The following is a 20,758-nucleotide window of genomic DNA, read 5'->3' on the forward strand; positions in this document are numbered from 1 at the left end:
TTTTCCGGTTCTTGCGGGGAATTCGACCCGATGGCCGAATCGATGTCACCGGGCGCGAAAAGGGACCGTCGTTATTGACCCGTGAGTAGGCCGAGGCTAGTTTCCGATGCCCTCGCACCAGAGCGTTCCGCCGCACACCCCCCACCGTGCTGTCTCGCCGATCGTGCCGGAGCATCATGACCTCGCCTGTGCGCCCCCATGACCTCATCCTGTGCCTCACCCCCTTCGGAGAACCCGACGCGGGCCTCACCGCCGCGGCCTGCGCCACCGGTGCGCTGGGCATCCTCGACCTCGGCACCGGAGACCGCAGATCCCGGGAGGCGCTGTCCCGGCTGAGACGATCCGCGCCGGGCCCCTTCGGGGTACGGGTGACCGGACGCTGCGCGCTGACCCCGGCCGAGGTCGCAGACGCCCCCGACACCGTCGTGCTGACCGCGGACGCGACCTGGCACCGGACCGAACTCCCCTCTGGCTGCCGGGTGTTGGCGGAAGTCACGGACATCGGGCAGGCGCACGCGGCCCTGCGCGCAGGTGCCCAGGGCCTCATCGCCCGTGGGGGTGAGAGCGGTGGCCGGGGCGGTGAGCTGAGCACCTTCGTCCTGCTGCAACAGCTGCTGTCCGACGAGGAGTTGTGCCGCGTCCCGGTCTGGGCCTGCGGCGGCATCGGCCCGCGTACGGCGGCGGCCGCCGTGGCCGGCGGTGCCGCCGGGGTGGTCCTCGACAGCCAGCTGGCCCTGCTCGCCGAGTCCGGGCTGCCCGAGACGGTCCGGTCGGTGCTGCGCTCCCTGGACGGCTCGGAGACCGTGGTGCTGGGCGGCCACCGGGTCCTGCGGCGCCGGGGACCGGACGCCCTGCGCCCGCCGGCCGACGACCCCGGGGCGGTCGCGTCCCTGCTGGGCGCCGACGACCTGCGCGGCCGGCTGCTGCCGGTGGGCCAGGACGGCTTCCTCGCCGCCCGGTTCGAAGAACGATTCGGGGATGTACGGCGGTTGGTGCGGGAGCTGTCGGCGGCGATACACGCCGTGGCCGACGTCGGTGCGGCCACCGCACTGAGCCCCGGTTCGCCCATGAGCCGGGTGCTCGGCACCCGGCTCCCGGTCGCGCAGGGACCCATGACCCGGGTCAGCGACCAGGCAGTCTTCGCCGCGGCCGTCGCCGCGGACGGGGCGCTGCCGTTCCTGGCGCTGGCCCTCGCCGACGGCGAGCGGACCCGGTCGATGCTCACCGAGGCGCGGGCCGTGCTGGACGGGCGGCCCTGGGGCGTGGGCGTGCTCGGCTTCGCGCCCGAGGAGATCAGGAACGCCCAGCTGGACGCCGTACGGGAACTGCGGCCCACGCACGCCGTCATCGCCGGCGGACGGCCCGCCCAGGCGGAGACGCTGGAGCGGGCCGGGATCCACACTTTCCTGCACGTCCCCTCGCCGGGACTGCTGCGGCAGTTCCTGGACGCGGGCGCGCGCCGGTTCGTGTTCGAGGGGTCCGAGTGCGGCGGCCATGTCGGACCCCGGGCCGCCTTTCCCCTGTGGGAGGCCCAACTCGCCGTGCTGCAGGACTTCCTGGCCGACGCCGACGACGCGACCGCCCTGCGGCTGGAGGTGTTCTTCGCCGGCGGCGTCCACGACGAGCGGTCGGCGGCGATGGTCGCGGCCCTGGCCGCACCGCTCACCGCCCGGGGTGCCGCCGTCGGCGTACTCATGGGCACCGCCTACCTGTTCACCGAGGAGGCCGTCGCGCACGGCGCCGTCCGGCCCCAGTTCCAGCGGCAGGTGCTCACTGCCACTACGACCACGCTGCTGGAGACCGCCCCCGGCCACGCCACCCGCTGCGTCCCGAGCCCCTTCACCGCCGACTACCGTGCGCGCGAGGCCGCTCTACGCGCCCAGGGGCTGACCGACCGCGAGGTGTGGGAGGGGCTGGAACGGCTCAACGTGGGACGGCTGCGCATCGCCAGCAAGGGCGTCGAGCGCGGAGCGGACGGCGCGTTGGCGACCGTGGACGAGGAACGGCAGCTCGCCGACGGCATGTTCATGGCTGGCGACGTCGCCGTGCTGCGCTCGGCGACCACCACCCTCGCGGACCTGCACCGCTCGGTCACCGACGGCGCCGCCGAGCTCCTGACGCGGCGCGCCGGCGACTTCCGGACGCGGCAGTCGGCCCACCCGAGCGCGGCTTCCGCCGCCGAGCCGGAGCCCCCCGCACCGCTGGACATCGCCATCGTCGGCATGGCCTGCATGTTCCCCGAGGCCCCCGACCTCGCCGCCTTCTGGTCCACCATCGTCACCGGCCGCGACGCCGTCACCGAGGTGCCGCCGGAGCGCTGGGACCCGGCCGTGCACCACGCGGCCGGCAGCACGGCGTCCAAGTGGGGCGGCTTCCTGCCCCGCATCCCCTTCGACCCGCTGCGCTACGGCATCCCGCCCGCTTCCCTCGGCAGCATCGAACCCGTCCAGCTGCTGTCCCTGGAGGCGGCGCGCCGGGCGCTGGAGGACGCCGGATACGGCGAGCAGGGACGGGGGTTCGACCGCGCGCGGACCTCGGTCGTCTTCGGCGCCGAAGCGGGCAGCGACCTGTCCAACGCCGTCACTCTGCGCGCGGTCCTGCCGTCGTACTACGGCACGGTGCCCGACGGGCTGGACGAGCAACTGCCCCGGCTGACCGAGGACTCCTTCCCCGGCATGCTCGCCAACGTCATCTCCGGCCGGATCGCCAACCGGCTGGACCTTGGCGGCGCCAACTTCACCGTGGACGCGGCCTGCGCCTCCTCCCTCGCCGCGCTCGACGTGGCCTGCAAGGAACTCGTCTCCGGCACGAGCGACCTGGTGCTGTGCGGCGGCGCCGACCTGCACAACGGCATCAACGACTACGTCCTGTTCTCCTCCGTCCACGCGCTCTCCCCGACCGGACGGTCCCGCGCCTTCGACGCCTCCGCCGACGGCATCGCCCTGGGCGAGGGCGTGGCCTGCCTGGTACTGAAACGGCTCGCGGACGCCGAACGCGCAGGCGACCGGATCTACGGCGTGGTCAAGGGCCTCGGCTCCGCCAGCGACGGCCGCTCCCTCGGCCTCACCGCACCCCGCCCCGAAGGCCAGCGGGCGGCGCTGGAGCGGGCGTACCGCAACGCCGGTGTCTCACCTGCGGACGTCGGCCTGGTCGAGGCGCACGGCACCGGCACGGTCGTCGGCGACCGAACCGAACTCACCGTGCTCGCCGAGGTGTTCAGCGAAGCGGGCGCGGGGACGGGCGGCTGTGCGCTCGGCTCGGTCAAGTCGCAGATCGGGCACACCAAGTGCGCCGCCGGCCTCGCGGGCCTGATCAAGACGGCCCTCGCTCTGTACACCGGGGTCACCCCACCCACCCTGCACCTGGAGCGGCCCAACCCGGCCTGGGCGGAGGGCGACAGCCCGTTCGTCTTCCACACCCGCGCCCGGCCATGGACGGCACCGGCCGCCGAACGCCTCGCCGGGGTCAGCGCGTTCGGCTTCGGCGGCACCAACTTCCACGCGGTGCTGGCCGCCCACGCCGACGCCGTACCACCCCGCCAGTCCCTGGATGCCTGGCCGGCCGAGCTGTTCCTCTTCCGGGGCCGCGACACGGCGGCCGCCCTCCGACAGGCCGAGGAGATCCTCCGGGCCGCCGAGGCCGACGGCCAGCCCTGGCGCCTGCGCGACCTCGCCCTTGCCACAGCCCACCGCGCCGACACCTCGCACGAACCGGTCCGGGCCGCACTCGTGGCCCGCGACACCGAGGAACTCACCGCACAACTGCGGCGGCTCCTCGCGGGGGAGCGTGATCCGGGTGCCGGGATCCATGTGGCGGATGCGGTGCCGGGGGTGGAGAGGGAGGGGCTGGGTGCCGGGCAGCCGGTGCAGGTTGACGCCGCGCATCCGGGGCAGGGCGGCGTGACGGGCCTGGTGGAGGGCGCGGCCGCGGGCCGGGCGGAGGGCGGGGGCGCGGACCGGGTGGGCGTCGGGCTCGCGGGTCCGGTGAAGGGTGGGGACGCGGAGTCGGCGGTGAGCAAGGTCGCCTTCCTGTTTCCCGGTCAGGGCAGTCAGCGGCCCGGGATGCTCGCCGAGCTCCTGGTCCACCTGCCCGAGCCGCGGTACTACCTGGACCTCGGCCGCGCGCACGCCGGCACCCTCCATCCGCCCGCCGCTTTCGACGACGCCGCGCGGGAGCGCCGGCGGGCCGCCCTGACCGACACCCGGGCCGCGCAGCCCGCCCTCGGCATCACGGGCCTCGCCGCCCACGCCTTCCTCACCTCGGCCGGGGTCCAGCCCGACCTGGCCGCCGGGCACAGCTACGGCGAGCTGGTCGCCCTTGCCGCGGCCGGCGCCCTCGACCCCGAGACACTGCTGGAGCTGAGCGCCGAGCGGGCCGCCACGATCCTGGCGGCGGCGGGCGACGACCCGGGCACCATGGCCGCCGTCGGCGCCGGCGCCGAGACTGTCGTACGCACTCTGCGCACGACCGGCGCACCCGCCTCCGTCGTCGTCGCCAACATCAACTCACCTGAGCAGACAGTGATTTCCGGACCTACGGTGGACGTCGAGACCACCGTACGGCTGCTGCGCGACGCCGGGCTCGGCGCGCGGCGCATCCCCGTGGCCTGCGCCTTCCACAGCCCGCTCGTGGCTGCGGCGGGGGAACGGTTCGCCAAGGTCCTCGCGGACAAGACGGTCCGAGCCCCGGAGTTCCCCGTCTGGGCCAACCGCACCGCCGCGCCCTATCCGCCCGACCCGGACGAGGTGCGCGCCGAACTCGCCGCCCAGATCGGTGCCCCCGTCGCGTTCGCCGCCCAGATCGAGGCCATGTACGAGGCGGGCGCGCGTGTCTTCGTCGAGGCGGGCCCCGGCACGGTCCTCACCCGGCTCGTCGCACGGATCCTCGGCGACCGCCCGCATCGCACGGTCGCCTGCGAACCGGACGCCGACAGCGGGCTGCGCGGCTGGCTCGACGCCCTCGCCCGACTCGCCGTCGCAGGACAGCCGGTGCGCGTCGCCTGGCTCCTGCGGGGCCGCGACGCCGTGGACGCCCTGCGCGGCCCGGCACCGAAACGGCCCGGCTGGACGGTCGACGGACACCTCGTCCGCACCGCCGACGGAGCACTCCTGCCCGGTGCCCTCGCACCGGCCCGACGAGTCGTGGAGGCGACCGTGACCACCGACCAGCCGTACGGCGCCCCGGCCGACAGGGACGCGCTCATCTCCGAATTCCTGCGCAGCAGCCGGGAGATGATCGCCGCCCAGCGCGATGTCCTGCTCACCTACTTCGGCGCGGCACCAGGCATCACACCGCCGGCGCCCGTCCTTCCGGTGACGCATCCAGTCGAACTCCCGCAAGCGGAATCGGAGTTGACTGAGTCAGACCATGTAGCGCCGGTGAACGACGTCGAGCGGGTCGTCCTGGAGATCATCAGCGAACGCACCGGCTACCCCGTCGACATGATCGAGCCCGACCTCGACCTGGAGGCGGAGCTCAGCATCGACTCGATCAAGCGGGCCGAGATAGCGGGCGAACTCGCCAAGCGGCTGGGCATCGCGGGCGGCGCCGACATGTTGGGCGACGCCGAACTGGAGGAACTGGCCAAGGCGCGTACGGCTGCCGCGGTGACGGAGTGGCTGACGGCGCGGGTGGGGACGGCGCAGTCCGGTGACAGGGGAGGCCGGCGCGAGGAGTCCCGCACCGGCGGCCAGGTCGGGAACGCGGAGGAGCGGACCGAGGGGGTCTTCACCGGGACGGGGGGCGGGCCAATCCTGGAACAGGCTGGGCGGGCCCAGGCACCGGCTGCGCGAACCCAGGAACCGGCCGGGCGGACCCGGGAACCGGCCGAAGCGGCACACGCCCCGGCCCCCGTCCTCGGCGTTCCGCCCCGGCGCTTCGAGCTGCGGCCTGTACCACTCCCGGAGCCGGACCCGCCTGCCGCCGACGACCAACAGAACCACGCCCTGTCCGGCCGGCGTTTCGCCCTCCTCGGGGACGGCGCGGGCACGGCGGCGGAGATCGCGGCGCGGCTCGGCGAGTACGGGGCCGAAGCCGTGCTGTTCGACACGAACCACCTCCTCACCGCGGCCGACGGCCCGGTCGACGGCGTCGTCTACCTCGGCGCGTTGCCCGGCCCGGACGTCCCGGTGCTGCCGGACGCCTTCCCGGTGCTCCGCGCGGCGCTCGCGTGCGGCCCGCGCGGGCTGCTCGCCCTGCGGTCCACCGACCACGCGAGCGCCCTCCGAGCAGCCGGCCTGGACGGCCTGTTCCGCAGCGTCGGCCGCGAGTACCCGGATCTGCTCGCACGGGTCGTAGCCGTCGCGGACACCGCCCCGGCGGCCGTCGCCGACGCCCTGCTCGCCGAGCTGCGGGCACCCGAACCGGCCCCCGTCGTCCTGCGTACGGCGGCCGGTGCCAGGCACGGACTCGCGCCGGTGCCCGCGCCCCTCGGCCCGCTCGCCGCCACCGGTGCCGGACCCGCCCAGGACGGCGCCGCCGAGGCGGCCGCGCTCGGCCTCGACCGGGACTCCGTCGTCCTGCTGGTCGGCGGCGCCCGGGGCATCACCGCGAGGTTCGCGGCCACGCTGGCCGGCGCCTGCCGGTGCCGTATCGAGCTGCTGGGCCGTACGCCCGCGCCCACCGCACCCGAGGCCCCGCACACCGCCGCCGCGCGCACCCCCGTCGAGCTGCGGGCGGCGCTCGCCGCCGGACCCGGCGCGGCGCCCGGCCCCGCCGAGATCAACCGGGCCGCCGAACTGATCCTCGCCCAACGGGAGATCACCACGACCCGCGCGGAACTCGGCGCACTCGGCAGCGAGGCACGCTACCGCTCGGTGGACTTCCGGGACCGGGACGCCGTCGTGCGGGCGGTCAAGGAGATCCATGCCGAACACGGCCGGCTCGACGCGGTCGTCTTCGCCGCCGGGGTGATCGAGGACCGGCTGATCGCCGACAAGACCCCCGAGTCCTTCCAGCGGGTCTACGGCACGAAGATGGCCGGGGCCGCCGCCCTGTTCGCCGCCCTGGACGACCTGCCGGACGCCCCCGCGTTCACCGTGCTGTTCGGCAGCGTCGCCGCCGTGCTCGGCAATCGCGGCCAGGCCGACTACGCCGCCGCCAACGACGCCCTGGAAGCCCTCGGCGCCGACTGGGCCGCCCGGACCGGCGCTCGCGCGCTGACCGTCCACTGGGGACCCTGGGCGCCGTCCGCGACACACCGCGGCATGGTCGGTGCGGAACTGGGACGCGAGTACGCCCGGCGCGGGATCGAGCTGATCGACCCCGACGAGGGCACCGCGGCCCTGCTGCGGGAACTCGCCTGGGGCGAACCGTCCGTCCGCGCCGTCGTCTACACCGCGTCGGGCTGGTGACATGACGGTACGCCAAACTCCCGTCGCCATCGTTGGGATGGCGGTGCTGCTGCCCGGCGCCCCCGGCCTCGACGCCTTCTGGCGCAACCTGCGCGACGGAGTCGACGCGATCAGCGACGTCCCGGCGGACCGCTGGGACGCCGCCTACTACCGGCCCGGCTCGGCCACCGGACCCGCCGCCCCCGACCGGATCTACTGCCGGCGCGGCGGATTCGTGGACGGCCTCGCCGAGGTCGACGTCACTCGTTACGGCATCATGCCCGCCTCGGTGCCCGGCACCGAGCCCGACCAGCTGATCGCCCTCGACGTGGCCGCCGCCGCGCTCGCGGACGCCGGCGGCGAGGAACGGCTCCCGGCTCGGGACCGGATCGGCGTGGCCCTGGGCCGCGGCGGCTACCTCACTCCGGGCCTGGTCCGCCTGGACCAGCGCGTGCGCACGGCCGGACAATTGACCCGCACCCTCGGCGAGTTGTTACCCGACCTCTCCGAGGGCCAACTCGGCCGCATCCGCGCGGCGTTCACCGAACGGCTCGGCCCCGACAGCCCGGAGTCCGCGATCGGCCTGGTGCCCAACCTGGCCGCCTCCCGCATCGCCAACCGGCTCGACCTGCGCGGCCCCGCATACACCGTGGACGCGGCCTGCGCCTCCTCCCTGGTCGCCGTGGACCAGGCGGTCACCGCACTCACCACCGGCCGCTGCGACCTGATGCTGGCCGGGGGAGTGCACCACTGCCACGACATCACGCTCTGGAGCGTCTTCGCCCAACTGCGGGCGCTGTCCCCGAGCCAGCGCATCCGCCCCTTCCACCGCCACGCCGACGGCATCCTCATCGGCGAGGGCACGGGCGTCGTCGTGCTGAAGCGACTCGCGGACGCCGAACGCGACGGCGACCGCGTGTACGCGGTGATCCGCGGCACGGGCGTGGCCGGCGACGGCCGCACGGCGGGGCCGGCCGCACCGGACCCGGGCGGGCAGTCCAGAGCCGTGCGCCAGGCCTGGCGGGCCGCCGGGCTCGACCCGGCCGCGCCGGACTCCCTCGGCCTGCTGGAGGCCCACGGCACCGCCACCCCCGCCGGTGACACGGCCGAACTCACCACTCTCGCCGAGGTGTTCGGTCCCGCCGAGGGCCAGGGCTTTCGCCCCGTCATCGGCTCGGTGAAGTCGATGATCGGCCACATCATGCCGGCCGCCGGGGTCGCCGGCCTGGTCAAGGCCGCCCTCGCCCTCCACCACGGCACCCTCCTGCCCACCCTCCACTGCGACGACCCCCACCCGGCCCTCGCGGCCACCCGCTTCCGCACGCTGGACCAGTCCCGCCCCTGGGAGACGGACACCCGACAGCCGGTCCGCCGAGCCGCCGTGAACGCGTTCGGCTTCGGCGGGATCAACGCCCATGTGGTGTTGGAGGAGGCACCGGGTCTCGGTTCCCTGCCGGGGGAGACCGGGGGTGCGGGGGGTGCGCCTTCCGGCCGGGCGGGGGCCGCGCCTGCCCGATCCGTGCCGGACGAGGCGCCCGGTGCGCGCTCGGTGTCCGGTTCCGCACAGGTCGCCGAGCCCGAGCGGATCCTGCTGCTCGCCGCCGAGAGTGCGCCGGACCTCGCGGCCGTACTCGGCGCCGACGACTCCCAAGTCCTCGCCGCTGGTCTCGACCCCGGCCGGCCGCACCCCGACGCCGGTCCGGTCCGGCTCGCAATCGTGGACCCGACGCCGAAGCGGCTCGCCCTGGCCCGCCGTGCGGTCGGCAAGGGGCGGGGCTGGCACGGCCGGAGCGATGTGTGGTTCCGGCCGGGCCCGCTGCTCGGCCCGCGCGGCGGTGGCGGGCTGGCGTTCGTCTTCCCCGGCCTGGAAGGCGACTTCACGCCTCGCACCGACGACATCGCAGCCCACTTCGGCCTCACCCCGCCGCCCGGCACGGACGTCCGGGTCGGTGACGTCGGCCGGCACGGTTTCGGGGTCGTCGGGGTGGGCCGCCTGCTGGACCAGGCCCTGCGCCGCATGGGTGTCGTACCGGACGCGGTCGCCGGACACAGCGTCGGCGAGTGGACGGCCATGGCGGCGGGCGGGCTGTACGCGCCGGACCAAGTGGACGCGTTCATGGCCGAGTTCGACCCGGACACCGTCACCGTTCCCGGGCTCACCTTCGCCGCCCTCGGCACCTCCGCCGCGCACGTCCGCGCGCAGCTCGCCGAGTCCTGGGCGGACTCCGGCATCGAGCTGTCCCACGACAACGCGCCCCGCCAGTCCATGGTCTGCGGGCCCGGCGCGGCGGTCGCGCAGTTCGTACGATCCCAGCGCGGGCAGGGCGTGATCTGCCAGGTGCTGCCCTTCCGCTCCGGCTTCCACACGCCGATGCTGGAGCCGTACCTGGCGCCCATCCGGGCGGCCGCCGACCGCTTCCGGCTCCACCCGCCGACCGTTGCGGTGTGGTCCGGGACGACCGCCGCGCCCTTCCCTCGGGCCGAGCGGGCGGTGCGCGAGCTGTTCGTACGGCATCTGCTGGAACCCGTCCGCTTCCGCGAGCTGACCGAGGCCCTGTACGCCGCAGGGCACCGCGTCTTCGTCCAGGCGGGCCCCGGCCGGCTCACCTCCCTGGTCGCCGACACCCTCGGCGACCGCGACCACCTGACCGTGGCCGCCAACGTGCCCGAGCGCGGCGGCATGCCCCAACTGCGCCGTGTCGCCGCGGCGTTGTGGACCGCAGGAGCGGCCGTGGCAGCGGCGGTGCCACCGCACACCGCAGCCACGGGGGCCACGGTGCCGCCGCCCAGCGGAGCGACGGTGCCGGCCACGCCCTTGCACATCACGGCGACCACACCGGCTCCCCGGCGCCGTCCACCCGTCCGGCTCGACCTCGGCGGAGCTCTCGTCTCCCTGGACGGACCAGCACTCGACGCGCTCCGCGCAGAACTGCGCCCCGGACCGCCTGCCGTGCAACGCGCGCCCGCGCACCGCCCGACCGGCCCAGGCCTCGGCGAACTGGACGACCTTGCCCCGCACTTCCCGGCCGCCGCCGAGCTGACCGCCCTGCTGCGGGACACCGCCGACACGGCAGCACAGTTGATCGCGGCGAGCGCCCGGCGCGACCGAAGCGGCGCCGCCCCCACAGCCACGGCCCCCGCGCCCGCCGCCCCAGCCCCCCAGCCCTCCCCGCCCACCAGGCCGACCGCCCCAGCCGCTCCCACCACCACCCCCACCACAACCCCGCCCCCGACCACCACCACCGTCCGCATCTCCCCCCACACCATGCCCCACCTCCTCGACCACTGCTTCTTCCCCCAACGCGCCAACTGGCCGGACGTCGAGGACCGTTGGCCGGTCGTTCCCGCCACCACGATCGTCCGGCACATGATGGACGCGGCGGAGGCGGCGGCCCCCGGCCTGCGGGCGGTCGCCGTGCACGAGGCCCGTTTCGACCGCTGGCTCACCGCCACACCCCCCGTCGACGTACCGGTCACCGTCACCCCGGCCCCCGGGCACCCGGCCCGCGTCACCGTCGCCTTCGGCCCGACGGCCCGCGGCACCGTCGAGCTCGCCCCACGTCACCCCGCACCGCCCCCGCCCAGCCCCCTCCCGGACGCCTCCGAACGCCGTCCCGAGCACACGGCCGCCCAGATCTACCGGGAGCGCTGGATGTTTCACGGTCCCGGCTTCCAGGGCCTGACCGACCTCACCGCGATCGGCGAGCGGCACATCCGGGGAGTGATCAGCGCGCCCGCCGCCCCCGGCGCACTGCTGGACAACGTGGGCCAGCTGCTCGGCTACTGGATCATGGCGACCCGTACCGAGCGGACCGTCGTCTTCCCCGTGCGGATAGGGCACCTGCGGATCCACGGACCGCACCCGGCCCCCGGCACCGAGGTCGGCTGCGTGCTGCGGATCACCGCCCTCACGGACACCGTCCTGGAGGCCGACGCGGAACTCACCGTCGGTGGCCGGGTGTGGGCCGTGATCGCCGGCTGGCAGGACCGCCGCTTCGACAACGACCCCACCACCCGGCCCGTCGAACGTTTCCCGGAGCGCAACACCCTCTCCCAGGCCATGCCCGGCGGCTGGACGCTGGTGCACGAGCGCTGGCCGGACCTCGCCTCCCGCGAGCTGATCATGCGCAACTCGCTCGGCGGCGCCGAACGGGCCGAGTACGCCGAACGCCCGCCGCGCGGCCGCCGCCAGTGGCTGCTCGGCCGGATCGCCGCCAAGGACGCCGTACGGCAGTGGCTCTGGCAGCACGGCGAAGGCCCCGTCTTCCCCGCGGAACTCCGAGTGTGCAACGACGAGTTGGGGCGGCCGTACGTCACCGGCGTGCACGGCCGTGCCCTGCCCCCGCTGGACGTCTCGCTCGCCCATCGTGCCGAGGCGGCCGTGGCGATCGTCCGGCCGCACACCCCGCGGCCCGGCCCCGGCATCGACGTCGAAGAGGTCACCGAGCGCGACCCGGCGACCCTCGCCACCGTGCTCGGCCCCGCCGAACTGCGCCTGCTGCGCGACCATGGGGCGCAGGGCGGGGAAGCCGTGTGGTTCACCCGGTTCTGGGCCGCGAAGGAGGCGGTCGCCAAGGCCGAGGGCGTCGGATTCGGGGGCAGACCACGGGACTTCGCGGTGCTGGAGGCCGTACCGGACGGCAGCCGGCTCCTGGTCTCCGGCCGCCTGGAACGCGTCTACACCGTGCACTGCGCGCCGGTGACCAACCCGCCCGCCCTGCCACAGCGCACCTACGTGGTGGCCTGGACGACCGGGCCTGGCGCCGACGGCGGCCATCCGGGCGACGGACATCCTGGCGCCGGACACCCCGACGAACCAACCGAGGAGTACCCCCGATGAACCCCACCCAGCCGGCCCCGGCGCAGCCCACCGCCGACACCGTGCTCGCCGACCTCACGGGCATGCTCCGCACGGTGCTCGCCGAGTACGGCGACGACGACGTGGTCATCGGCATGTGCACCACCTTCAACCGCGACCTGGAGCTGGAGAGCATCGACCTCGTCACCCTGGCCGGGCTGCTGGAGGAGCGCTACGGCCGGTGGGTCAACCTCGCCGAGTTCCTGGCTGGCATGGAGTTCGACGAGATCATCGAGCTGACCGTCGGCCGGCTCGTGGAGTACGTGGTGTGGAGCCTGAAGACCACGCAGGCGGGCTGAGCCATGGCGATGGTCGACGCCGGCGGGATCCGGCTGCACGTCCAGCGCACGGGGCCGGCCGACGGCCGTGTCCCGCACGCCACGGTCGTCCTGGTGCACGGGCTGCTCACCGACAGCCTGGCCAGCTACTACTTCACCGTCGCGCCCGCGTTCGCCGCCACCGGCCTCGACGTCGTCATGTACGACCTGCGCGGCCACGGCCGCAGCGAGCGCCCGCCGCGGGGCTACACCCTCGACCACAACATCGACGACCTGGAGGCCCTCCTCCACCGGCTGGCCGTCACCGGCCCCGTCCACCTCGTCGGCAACTCCTACGGCGGAACGATCGCCTTCGGCTTCGCCGCCCGCCACCCGGAGCGCACGGCCAGTCTGACGCTGATCGAGTCCGAGCCCGCCACCGCCGCGTGGGCGGCGAAACTCGGCCGCATCCTCGACCGGGTCATGGACCAGCTCGCGTACAACGAGCCCGACGCGATCGCCTGGATCACCGCCCACCGCGGCCACAACACAGCCCGGCTGGCCAAGGGCGCGGCCCGACTCGCCCGCGAGACCACCCTCGGCCGGGACATCCCGGCCAGCCGGGTGCTGACCGAGGCAGCGATCAGGGCCGTACGCTGCCCGGTCCTCGGCGTGTACGGCGGTGAGTCGGACCTCGCGGACCTGGTGCCGCTGATGCGGGCGCTGCTGACCGACTACCGGGCGGTGGTGCTGTCCGGGTACGAGCACTCGGTGCTGGTGGAGGCGCCGACGGCCGTCGGCGGGCACATCCTGGACCTGATCGGCGCCGGGGCGGGGGTCGGATGAGCGCCTTCCTCTTCGTGGTGCCGCCGCTGACCGGGCACGTCAACCCGGCCGTCGGCGTCGCCGCACGGCTGGCCGCGCGCGGGCACCGCGTGGCCTGGGTGTGCGCGGACCCCGCGCTGGTACGGCGCCTCGCGGGCGCGGACGCCGAGGTGTTCGGCTGCGCCGGCCCGGTGCCGGGCGCCGAGGGTGCCGTACGGCCGCCGGACCTGCGCGGCGCGGAGGCGCTGAAGTTCCTGTGGGAGTGGTATCTGCTCCCGCTGGCCGACGCCATGGCACCGGGGGTCCGGGCGGCCGCCGAGGCGTTCCGGCCGGATGTGGTGGTGGCCGACCAGCAGGCCTTCGCCGGCGCCCTGGCGGCCGAACGCCTCGGACTGCCGTGGGCCACCTCGGCCACCACCTCGGCGGAGTTCACCGGCGCCTACGACGGCCTGCCGAAGGTAGCCGCCTGGCTGCGGCACCGCCTGAGCGAACTGCGCGCCCGCATCGGGGACCCGTCCGGCACCGCCGACCCGCGCTCCTCGCCTCATCTCCAGCTGATCTTCAGCACGCCCGAACTCATCGGTCCCCAGGCGCCGTTGGCGCCGCACATCCACTACGTCGGCCCCTCCCTCGCCGACCGTCCGGCGGGTCCTGGTTTCCCCTGGGAACTGCTGGACCAGCCCCGGGCGAAGGTCCTGGTGACCCTGGGCACGGCGAACGCCGACGCGGGCGGCCGGTTTCTCGTCGAGTGCCTCGCCGCGCTGCGGGAGCGCGCCGACCGGGTGCAGGCGGTGATCGCCGACCCGGGTGGCGCCCTCGCGGTGCCGGCTGGCGACAAGGATGTCCTGGTCCTTCCGTCCGTGCCCCAACTCGCGCTGCTGGAGCGGGTCGACGCCGTCGTCTGCCACGCCGGACACAACACCGTGTGCGAGGCCCTGTGGCATGGCGTCCCACTCGTCGTCGCGCCCATTCGCGACGATCAGCCGGTGGTGGCCGGACAGGTCGTGGACGCCGGCGCCGGAGTCCGGGTCCGCTTCGGCCGGGTCCGCGCGGACCAGCTGGGCGCGGCCCTCGACGCCGTCCTCACCGATCCCGCCCACCGGGCCGCCGCCGCCCGGATCCGCACCGCGTTCCGCGCGGCGGGCGGCGCCCGGGCCGCGGCGGCCCATCTCGAACGACTCGCAGCGGAGGGCCGATGAGCGACCACGACGAAACGAAGGCCGACAGCGCCAAGAGCGCCGAGCACAGCAAGAAGGCCAAGAGCGCCAAGAACGACAAGACGGAGCGTATCGCCGCCCTGCGCCCTGCCTATCAGAAGGACCTGGCCGCCGGCGCGGACCGCTTCCTCGCGCCCAGGCGCACCCACTGTCCCTGGTGCGGCTCGGGCCGCCTCACCCCCCGCCTGCGCACCACCGACCTGCTCCAGCACAAGCCGGGCCGCTTCACCCTCGACCGCTGCGCCGACTGCGGTCACCTCTTCCAGAACCCCCAACTGACCGAGGAGGGGCTGGAGTTCTACTACCGGGACTTCTACGACGGCCTCGGCGAACAGCGCATGAGCGGCGCCTTCGGCGGCCGTGGTGCCATGTACCGGGCGCGTGCCGAGGCGCTGCTTCCGCACGACCCCGCCCCGAAGACCTGGCTGGACGTCGGCACCGGCCACGGCCACTTCTGCGAGAGTGCCCGCGCCGTCCTGCCCGGCACCGCCTTCGACGGGCTCGACTTCACCGACGGCGTCGAACTCGCCGCCCGCGAGGGCCGCGTGGACCACGCCCACCGCGGCGCCTTCCCCGATCTCGCCCCTGAACTCACCGCCCGTTACGACGTGGTGAGCATGTTCCACTACCTGGAGCACAGCACCGACCCGGACCGCGAACTCCGTGCCGCCCACGAGGCCGTACGCCCCGGCGGCCACCTCCTCATCGAGGTGCCGGACCCGGAGAGCCGCTACGCCCGGCTGCTCGGCCGCTGGTGGCTGCCCTGGCTCCAGCCGCAGCACCTGCACTTCATGCCGGTCGCGAACCTCCGGCGCCGGCTGGCCGGGCTGGGCTTCACGGTGGTCGCCGAGCAGCACGCCGCGGCGCACGACCCGGTCGACCTGCTCGCCGCGGTCTGGCTGGCCCTCGACCACACCGCCCCACGGGAGGACGCCCCCTGGCTGCCCGAGCCGCCCGGCGCCCTGCGCCGTACGGTACGCACCGCGCTCCTCCTCGCGGGGGTGCCCGCGCTCATCACGGCGACGCTCCTCGACCGGTTCGCGATACGCCCCCTGTCCCACCGCCTCGGCCTGGCCAACGCCTACCGTCTGGTGGCCCGCCGCGAGTGACCACGGCACGGACGCCCGGCACGGACGCCTTCAAGGCCGCCTCACCGACACTCCATTCGGGCGGACGGGCAGATCGGGGCTCACAGCACTTTGGCGCGGATCAGCGCGGACAGCGTCAGGGTGCCCGGCAACAGTGGCACCCAGTCGGTCAGCACCCGGTAGCCGATGACCGTCGCCGTGGCCGCCGCCGGCGTGGCACCGAAGGTGATCAGCGTCCACACCAGCGCCGCGTCGACGGCGAACCCGCCCGGCGCCGGCACCGCCCCGACGGCCGTGCCCGCCGCGAGATAGGCGAGCACCACGTGCTCCCAGGCCAGCCCCAGCCCGAGCGAGGCACCGACACAGGCCAGGGCGGTTCCCTGCACCAGCGGCATCGCGACCGCTCCGCCCCACAGCGCGACCACGCGGGAGGGCCGCGTGTGCACCTCCCGGGCATCGGCGAGGGCGGTGCGCAGCAGCCCGGTCACCGGCCGCCGCAACGGCCGTACGACCGTCATCAGCACCCCGGCCACCGCGACGGCCCCGCCCACGACGACGGCGACCGGAATCACCAGCCGTCCGTCCGGGACCAGATCCCCGAGGCGCCGCCAGGCCGGCGAGGCCGCGAGGAACGCCAGCAGCACCAGCGTCTTCGCGCCGGACTTGGCCAGCGAGTACAGCCCGATCGACGCGGTGGCCCGGGCCGGCGGCACCCCTTGGCTCCGCAGGAAGCGCAGCGTGACGGCATGGGCGCCGAGCCCGCCCGGCAGCGCGTGGTTGGCGGCACCCGCGGCGAACTGCGAGGCCAGCAGCAGCCCCGGTGGCACCCGGTCGGGCAGGGCGCCCTGCCGGACGCACGCGGCCGCCACACAGTTCAGGCAGCTGAAACCGGCCCCGGCCAGCAGCCACCCCGGGTCGGCCGCGACCAGCCGCCGGACCCCCTCGTACATCACCGGCCGGTTGGCGACGGCCCAGCCGGCGGCGAGCAGCAGGGGAGCCAGGCAGAGGGCCAGCCGTATGTGCCGGGCCGCGAGGGGGGACGCGGGCCGGGGAACGGATTCGGGACCGGTGTCCGGAGGGGCACCGGAGTCGACGGGGAGCGGATCCGCCGTCCGGGGACACGGCGGGGAGGGGAGCGAGGGGGACGGAGACAGTGAGGACACGGGGACGTCGTCCTTCCGCAGCGGGTCCCGGCGGGGACCTGGGGGAGGCGGGTCGGGCGATACCGCGGGGAGCCTTCCCCTCCCGCGTGACACGGGGATGTCCGAAAACCGAAGGCGCGAGGGCGGGACGGTGCCGCCGGGCGGGTGCGCGCAAGCCGCCGTTCACCGCCGACCAGGTAGCCTTCCCTTGGGGCGCGCTTTACATGCGGCGGCCCGGAAGGCAAGGACAGCGACAGGGGAGGATCCCGCGGTGCACGTCCAGGAATGGCTCGACACGGTGCCCGCGGCCGCCGTCTACGCCGTGGTGGCCCTGGTGATCGGACTGGAGAGCCTGGGCATCCCGCTTCCAGGAGAGATCATCCTGGTCTCGGCGGCGCTGATGTCCTCCCAGCACTCGGGCGTCAACCCGGTCGTCCTCGGCGCGTGCGCGACCGCGGGCGCCGTGATCGGCGACTCCATCGGCTACGCGATCGGCCGCAAGGGCGGCCGCCCGCTGCTGGCATGGCTGGGCGGGAAGTTCCCGAGGCACTTCAGCGAGGGTCATGTGGCCACCGCCGAGCGGTCGTTCGAGAAGTGGGGCATGTGGGCCGTCTTCTTCGGCCGCTTCATCGCCCTCCTGCGCATCTTCGCCGGCCCGCTCGCGGGCGTCCTCCACATGCCGTACTGGAAGTTCCTGATCGCCAACGTCCTCGGCGGCATCTGCTGGGCGGGCGGCACCACGGCCGCCGTCTACTACGTCGGTGTGGTCGCCGAGGGCTGGCTGAAGAAGTTCTCCTACGTGGGCCTGGGGGCGGCGGTGGTGCTCGGCCTCGCCACCATGCTGATCATCAAGCGCAAGGCGAAGAAGGCCCAGCAGCGGGCGGACCGAGAGGCAGAGCCCGTAAGCGCCGGGGAGTAAAGCGCCCCGGCAGGGGCGCGGGGCTGTATCGATATCCGGCTCCGCCGCGCGGGCGCGAGCAACCCCCACACACCCGCACCGCGACCGCTCCTACTGGTGCACATCCTTGTGCGTCTTGGCCAGCTCGGCATACACCGTGCCGTTGAGGGTGACCCCCTGCCGCTCCTCCTCCGTGAGCTCCCGCCTCACCTTGGCCGGCACCCCGGCCACCAACGACCCCGGAGGCACCACCATCCCCTGCGGGACCAACGCCTGAGCGGCCACCAGCGAACCGGCGCCGATCACCGCCCCGTTCAGCACGGTCGCCCCCATACCGATCAGACAGTCGTCCTCGACGGTCGCCCCGTGCACCACCGCGTTGTGCCCGATGGAGACCCGCTCCCCGACAGAGACCGGAAACCCGGGATCCGCATGCAGGGTGACGTTGTCCTGCACATTCGCCTGCGCTCCCACGGTGATCTTCTCGACATCCCCGCGCACCACAGCCCCGTACCAGACGCTGGCCCCCGCGTGGAGCGTGACATCCCCGATCACGGAAGCCGTAGGCGCCACGAACGCCTCGGGATCGACCTGGGGCTCCTTGTCCCCTATGCCCACGATCAGCGCCTGCTGTGTCATCACCGTCTCCTCGCATCCGTAAGTACCCGCACGCTACGACACCGCGTGGGGCAAAGATCACAGCAGCCCACCCTCTCGCCGAAGGCAACCGCTGAGTAACGTAAGCCCGTGCCGAAGCCCAAGAACACGTTCTCGTCCTGGCGCCGCCGTCTCGCCCAACGTGTGGTGCACGCGGCCTGGGCCTGGGCTCAGCGCACCGGCTCCGTCACCGCCGACCACCCCGGCCGTCTGCGCTTCGGGGCGATCGGCGAAGCCACCCGGCTCGCCTTCCCGCTCGGCACCGTCTTCGGCGAGCCCTGGATCCACCTCGGCTCCCACTGCATCATCGGCGAACAGGTCACGCTGACGGCCGGCCTGATGCCGGACCTGGACCTCGGCCCGGACCCGATCCTGCGCATCGGCGACGGCGTGGTCCTCGGCCGCGGCAGCCATGTGATCGCGGACACGACGGTCACCATCGGCAGTGACTGCTACTTCGGCCCGTACGTCTACGTCACCTCCACCAACCACTCCTACGACGACCCCCACCAGCCCATCGGCAGGCAGTGGCCGCGCATGGAGCCGGTGGAGATCGGCCCGGGCTGCTGGATCGGCACCGGCGCGGTGATCCTGCCGGGCGCACGCATCGGCCGGAACGTGGTCGTCGCGGCCGGCGCGGTCGTACGGGGCATGGTGCCGGACCACGCCGTGGTGGCGGGGGCGCCCGCCCGGGTCGTACGGCGCTGGACACCAGAGGGGGGCTGGCAGCCACCGCTGAGGACCCCCGCCCCGGTGCCCATCCCGGACGGGATGACGCCGCAACAGTTGCGGGCGCTGGCGGAACTGGACGAGGACGGGGTGGCCCGGCTCGCGGAACTGGAAACCGAAGGCTGATCCGGCCGGAACGGGAAGTCGCATGCCGGCTAGGCCGGAACCGGGGGGTCGGCTTGGCCGGGCCGGGAACCGCAGGCCGGCTCAGCCCGTCGCCAGCAGCAGTGTGCCGAGCAGCGCCAGCCCCGCGCCTGCCGCCTGGATCGCCCGCAGCCGCTCGCTGAGGAAGCCGCGCGCGGCCAGCGCGGTCACCACCGGATACAGCGAGGCGAGGACAGCCGCCACGGTGACCGGGCCGTGCTGGGCGGCGACCGCGTAGGTGCCGTTGGCGGCCACGTCGGCCAGCCCGACGAAGGCCAGCGCGGGCAGCGAGGCCCACGGGAAGCCACCCTCCGGTACCGCCCGGCCGCCCCGCCGGACGGAGACGGCCAGTGCGGCCCCGCCGACCGCGACGCTCGTCAGCCGCTGGACGAACAGGGCGAGGAACAGGCCCGTGACGGTGGTGGAGGCCTCCGTGATCAGGGCGAATACCGTGCCGAAGCCCAGTGCCGAGACCAGCGTGAGCAGGATCGTCCGCCGCTGTACGGGGGCGCCGCGCAGCTGCGGACCGCCCGCGAGGACGACCCCGGTGACGGCGACCGCGATGCCCGCGAACTGGAGCAGTCCCGGACGCTCGCCGAGGAACAGGCCGACGCCGACCGGAACGGCCACACTCAGCGTGGCGAGCGGCGAGACGACCCCCATCGGGCCGAGCGCCAGGGCCTTGTAGAAGGAGAACAGGGCGATCGGTCCGACCAGCCCCGCGGCGAACGCGAACCACAGGCGGGGCCCGGCCTCGCTCCATCCGCCGGTCGCGACCACGATCGCGCCGAGGACCGTCGCGGCGATGGCCTGCGAGACGACCACGACCGTCAGCGCGGGCGTACGCCGGGTCAGCAGTCCGCCGCCGAAGTCGGCCAGTCCCCACAGGAGGCTGGTGGTCAGGGCGAAGAATGCTGTCACGGTCGGCCTCGCAGTACAGTTTGATGAACAAGCGGGTACACCCCACCGTAGTTCAGTCAAGTGAACTCTGTCATCCTCTATATTGAACCTTCATCGATGGACGTGATGTGTCGGACCTCGACCTGCTGACCCAGTCCCTGGCGCGCAACGTCAAGCGCTGGCGCACGGAGCGCGGCTTCACGCTGGACGCGCTCGCCGCCCGCGCGGGCGTCAGCCGCGGCATGCTCATCCAGATCGAGCAGGCTCGGACGAACCCCAGCATCGGCACCGTCGTCAAGATTGGCGACGCGCTCGGCATCAGCATCACGACCCTGCTCGACTACGAACAGGGCCCCACCGTCCGCATCGTCCCCGCCGAGCAGGCCGTACGGCTGTGGCACACGGACGCCGGCAGCTACAACCGCCTCCTCGCCGGCACGGAAGCACCCGGACCGCTGGAGATGTGGGACTGGCGGCTGATGCCCGGCGAGCAGAGCCCGTCCGAGCCGCACCCGGTGGGCACGGTGGAACTCGTCCATGTCACCGCCGGCGAGCTGACCCTCACCGTGGACGGCGTGAAGCACCTGGTGCCGACCGGCGCGAGCGCCACGTTCGAGGCGAGCACCTCGCACACCTACGGCAACGAGGGCGACGTACCGATGGAGATGGTCATGGCCGTCTCCGTGCCGCCCGTACGCTGAACCGCGCCCCG

At 74.3% G+C, this 20,758-nt stretch carries 12 protein-coding genes; 9 read left to right on the forward strand and 3 right to left on the reverse strand.

All coding sequences use genetic code 11. From position 1 onward, the window contains the following. The first annotated feature begins 176 nt into the window (after positions 1-176). From AB0M27_RS12595 to AB0M27_RS12620, 6 genes are read left to right on the forward strand one after another with little or no spacing between them, the layout of a single operon-like run. Positions 177-7,352: an SDR family NAD(P)-dependent oxidoreductase gene (locus AB0M27_RS12595; protein WP_365720771.1), complete on the forward strand. Its 7,176-nt coding sequence runs from the start codon at positions 177-179 to the stop codon at positions 7,350-7,352. A gap of 1 nt (position 7,353) precedes the next feature. After that, positions 7,354-12,171 (forward strand): beta-ketoacyl synthase N-terminal-like domain-containing protein, encoded by a 4,818-nt coding sequence (locus AB0M27_RS12600; protein WP_365720773.1) that lies wholly within the window; start codon positions 7,354-7,356, stop codon positions 12,169-12,171. Continuing rightward, on the forward strand, positions 12,168-12,488 hold the full coding sequence (locus AB0M27_RS12605) for an acyl carrier protein (RefSeq protein WP_365720775.1): 321 nt from the start codon (positions 12,168-12,170) through the stop codon (positions 12,486-12,488). The genes AB0M27_RS12600 and AB0M27_RS12605 overlap by 4 nt, the downstream gene beginning before the upstream one ends. 3 nt (positions 12,489-12,491) lie before the next feature. Then, on the forward strand, positions 12,492-13,292 hold the full coding sequence (locus tag AB0M27_RS12610; RefSeq protein WP_365720777.1) for an alpha/beta hydrolase: 801 nt from the start codon (positions 12,492-12,494) through the stop codon (positions 13,290-13,292). Continuing rightward, positions 13,289-14,470 carry a glycosyltransferase gene (locus tag AB0M27_RS12615; protein WP_365720779.1) on the forward strand — a complete coding sequence of 394 codons (1,182 nt, stop codon included), beginning with the start codon at positions 13,289-13,291 and terminating at the stop codon, positions 14,468-14,470. The genes AB0M27_RS12610 and AB0M27_RS12615 overlap by 4 nt, the downstream gene beginning before the upstream one ends. After that, entirely contained in the window at positions 14,467-15,597 is a 1,131-nt protein-coding gene (locus tag AB0M27_RS12620; RefSeq protein WP_365720781.1) for a class I SAM-dependent methyltransferase, read from the forward strand. The genes AB0M27_RS12615 and AB0M27_RS12620 overlap by 4 nt, the downstream gene beginning before the upstream one ends. Before the next feature lie 80 nt (positions 15,598-15,677). On the opposite strand, the gene AB0M27_RS12625 is transcribed toward AB0M27_RS12620, so the two are convergent. Then, on the reverse strand, positions 15,678-16,739 hold the full coding sequence (locus tag AB0M27_RS12625; protein WP_365720783.1) for a lysylphosphatidylglycerol synthase domain-containing protein: 1,062 nt from the start codon (positions 16,737-16,739) through the stop codon (positions 15,678-15,680). A 250-nt stretch (positions 16,740-16,989) separates the two neighbouring features. On the opposite strand from AB0M27_RS12625, the gene AB0M27_RS12630 reads away from it, so the two are divergent. Then, entirely contained in the window at positions 16,990-17,637 is a 648-nt protein-coding gene (locus AB0M27_RS12630; RefSeq protein WP_365720785.1) for a DedA family protein, read from the forward strand. A 90-nt stretch (positions 17,638-17,727) separates the two neighbouring features. Here AB0M27_RS12630 and AB0M27_RS12635 read toward each other — a convergent pair whose 3' ends face one another. Next, the gene (locus AB0M27_RS12635; protein WP_365720787.1) at positions 17,728-18,255 is read right to left on the reverse strand and encodes a gamma carbonic anhydrase family protein; all 528 of its coding nucleotides are present in this window, start codon (positions 18,253-18,255) and stop codon (positions 17,728-17,730) included. 108 nt (positions 18,256-18,363) lie between these two features. On the opposite strand from AB0M27_RS12635, the gene AB0M27_RS12640 reads away from it, so the two are divergent. Next, positions 18,364-19,128 carry an acyltransferase gene (locus tag AB0M27_RS12640; RefSeq protein ID WP_365720789.1) on the forward strand — a complete coding sequence of 255 codons (765 nt, stop codon included), beginning with the start codon at positions 18,364-18,366 and terminating at the stop codon, positions 19,126-19,128. 81 nt (positions 19,129-19,209) lie between these two features. Here the strand turns inward: AB0M27_RS12640 and AB0M27_RS12645 are convergent, their stop codons facing one another. Next, positions 19,210-20,067: a DMT family transporter gene (locus AB0M27_RS12645; protein WP_365720791.1), complete on the reverse strand. Its 858-nt coding sequence runs from the start codon at positions 20,065-20,067 to the stop codon at positions 19,210-19,212. Positions 20,068-20,174: 107 nt separating this feature from the next. Here AB0M27_RS12645 and AB0M27_RS12650 point away from each other — a divergent pair, with 107 nt between their 5' ends. Continuing rightward, the gene (locus AB0M27_RS12650) at positions 20,175-20,747 is read left to right on the forward strand and encodes an XRE family transcriptional regulator (RefSeq protein WP_351807939.1); all 573 of its coding nucleotides are present in this window, start codon (positions 20,175-20,177) and stop codon (positions 20,745-20,747) included. Positions 20,748-20,758: the final 11 nt, after the last annotated feature.

Origin of the sequence: Streptomyces sp. NPDC052107 (assembly GCF_040680215.1) — a bacterium.
Lineage (GTDB): Bacteria > Actinomycetota > Actinomycetes > Streptomycetales > Streptomycetaceae > Streptomyces.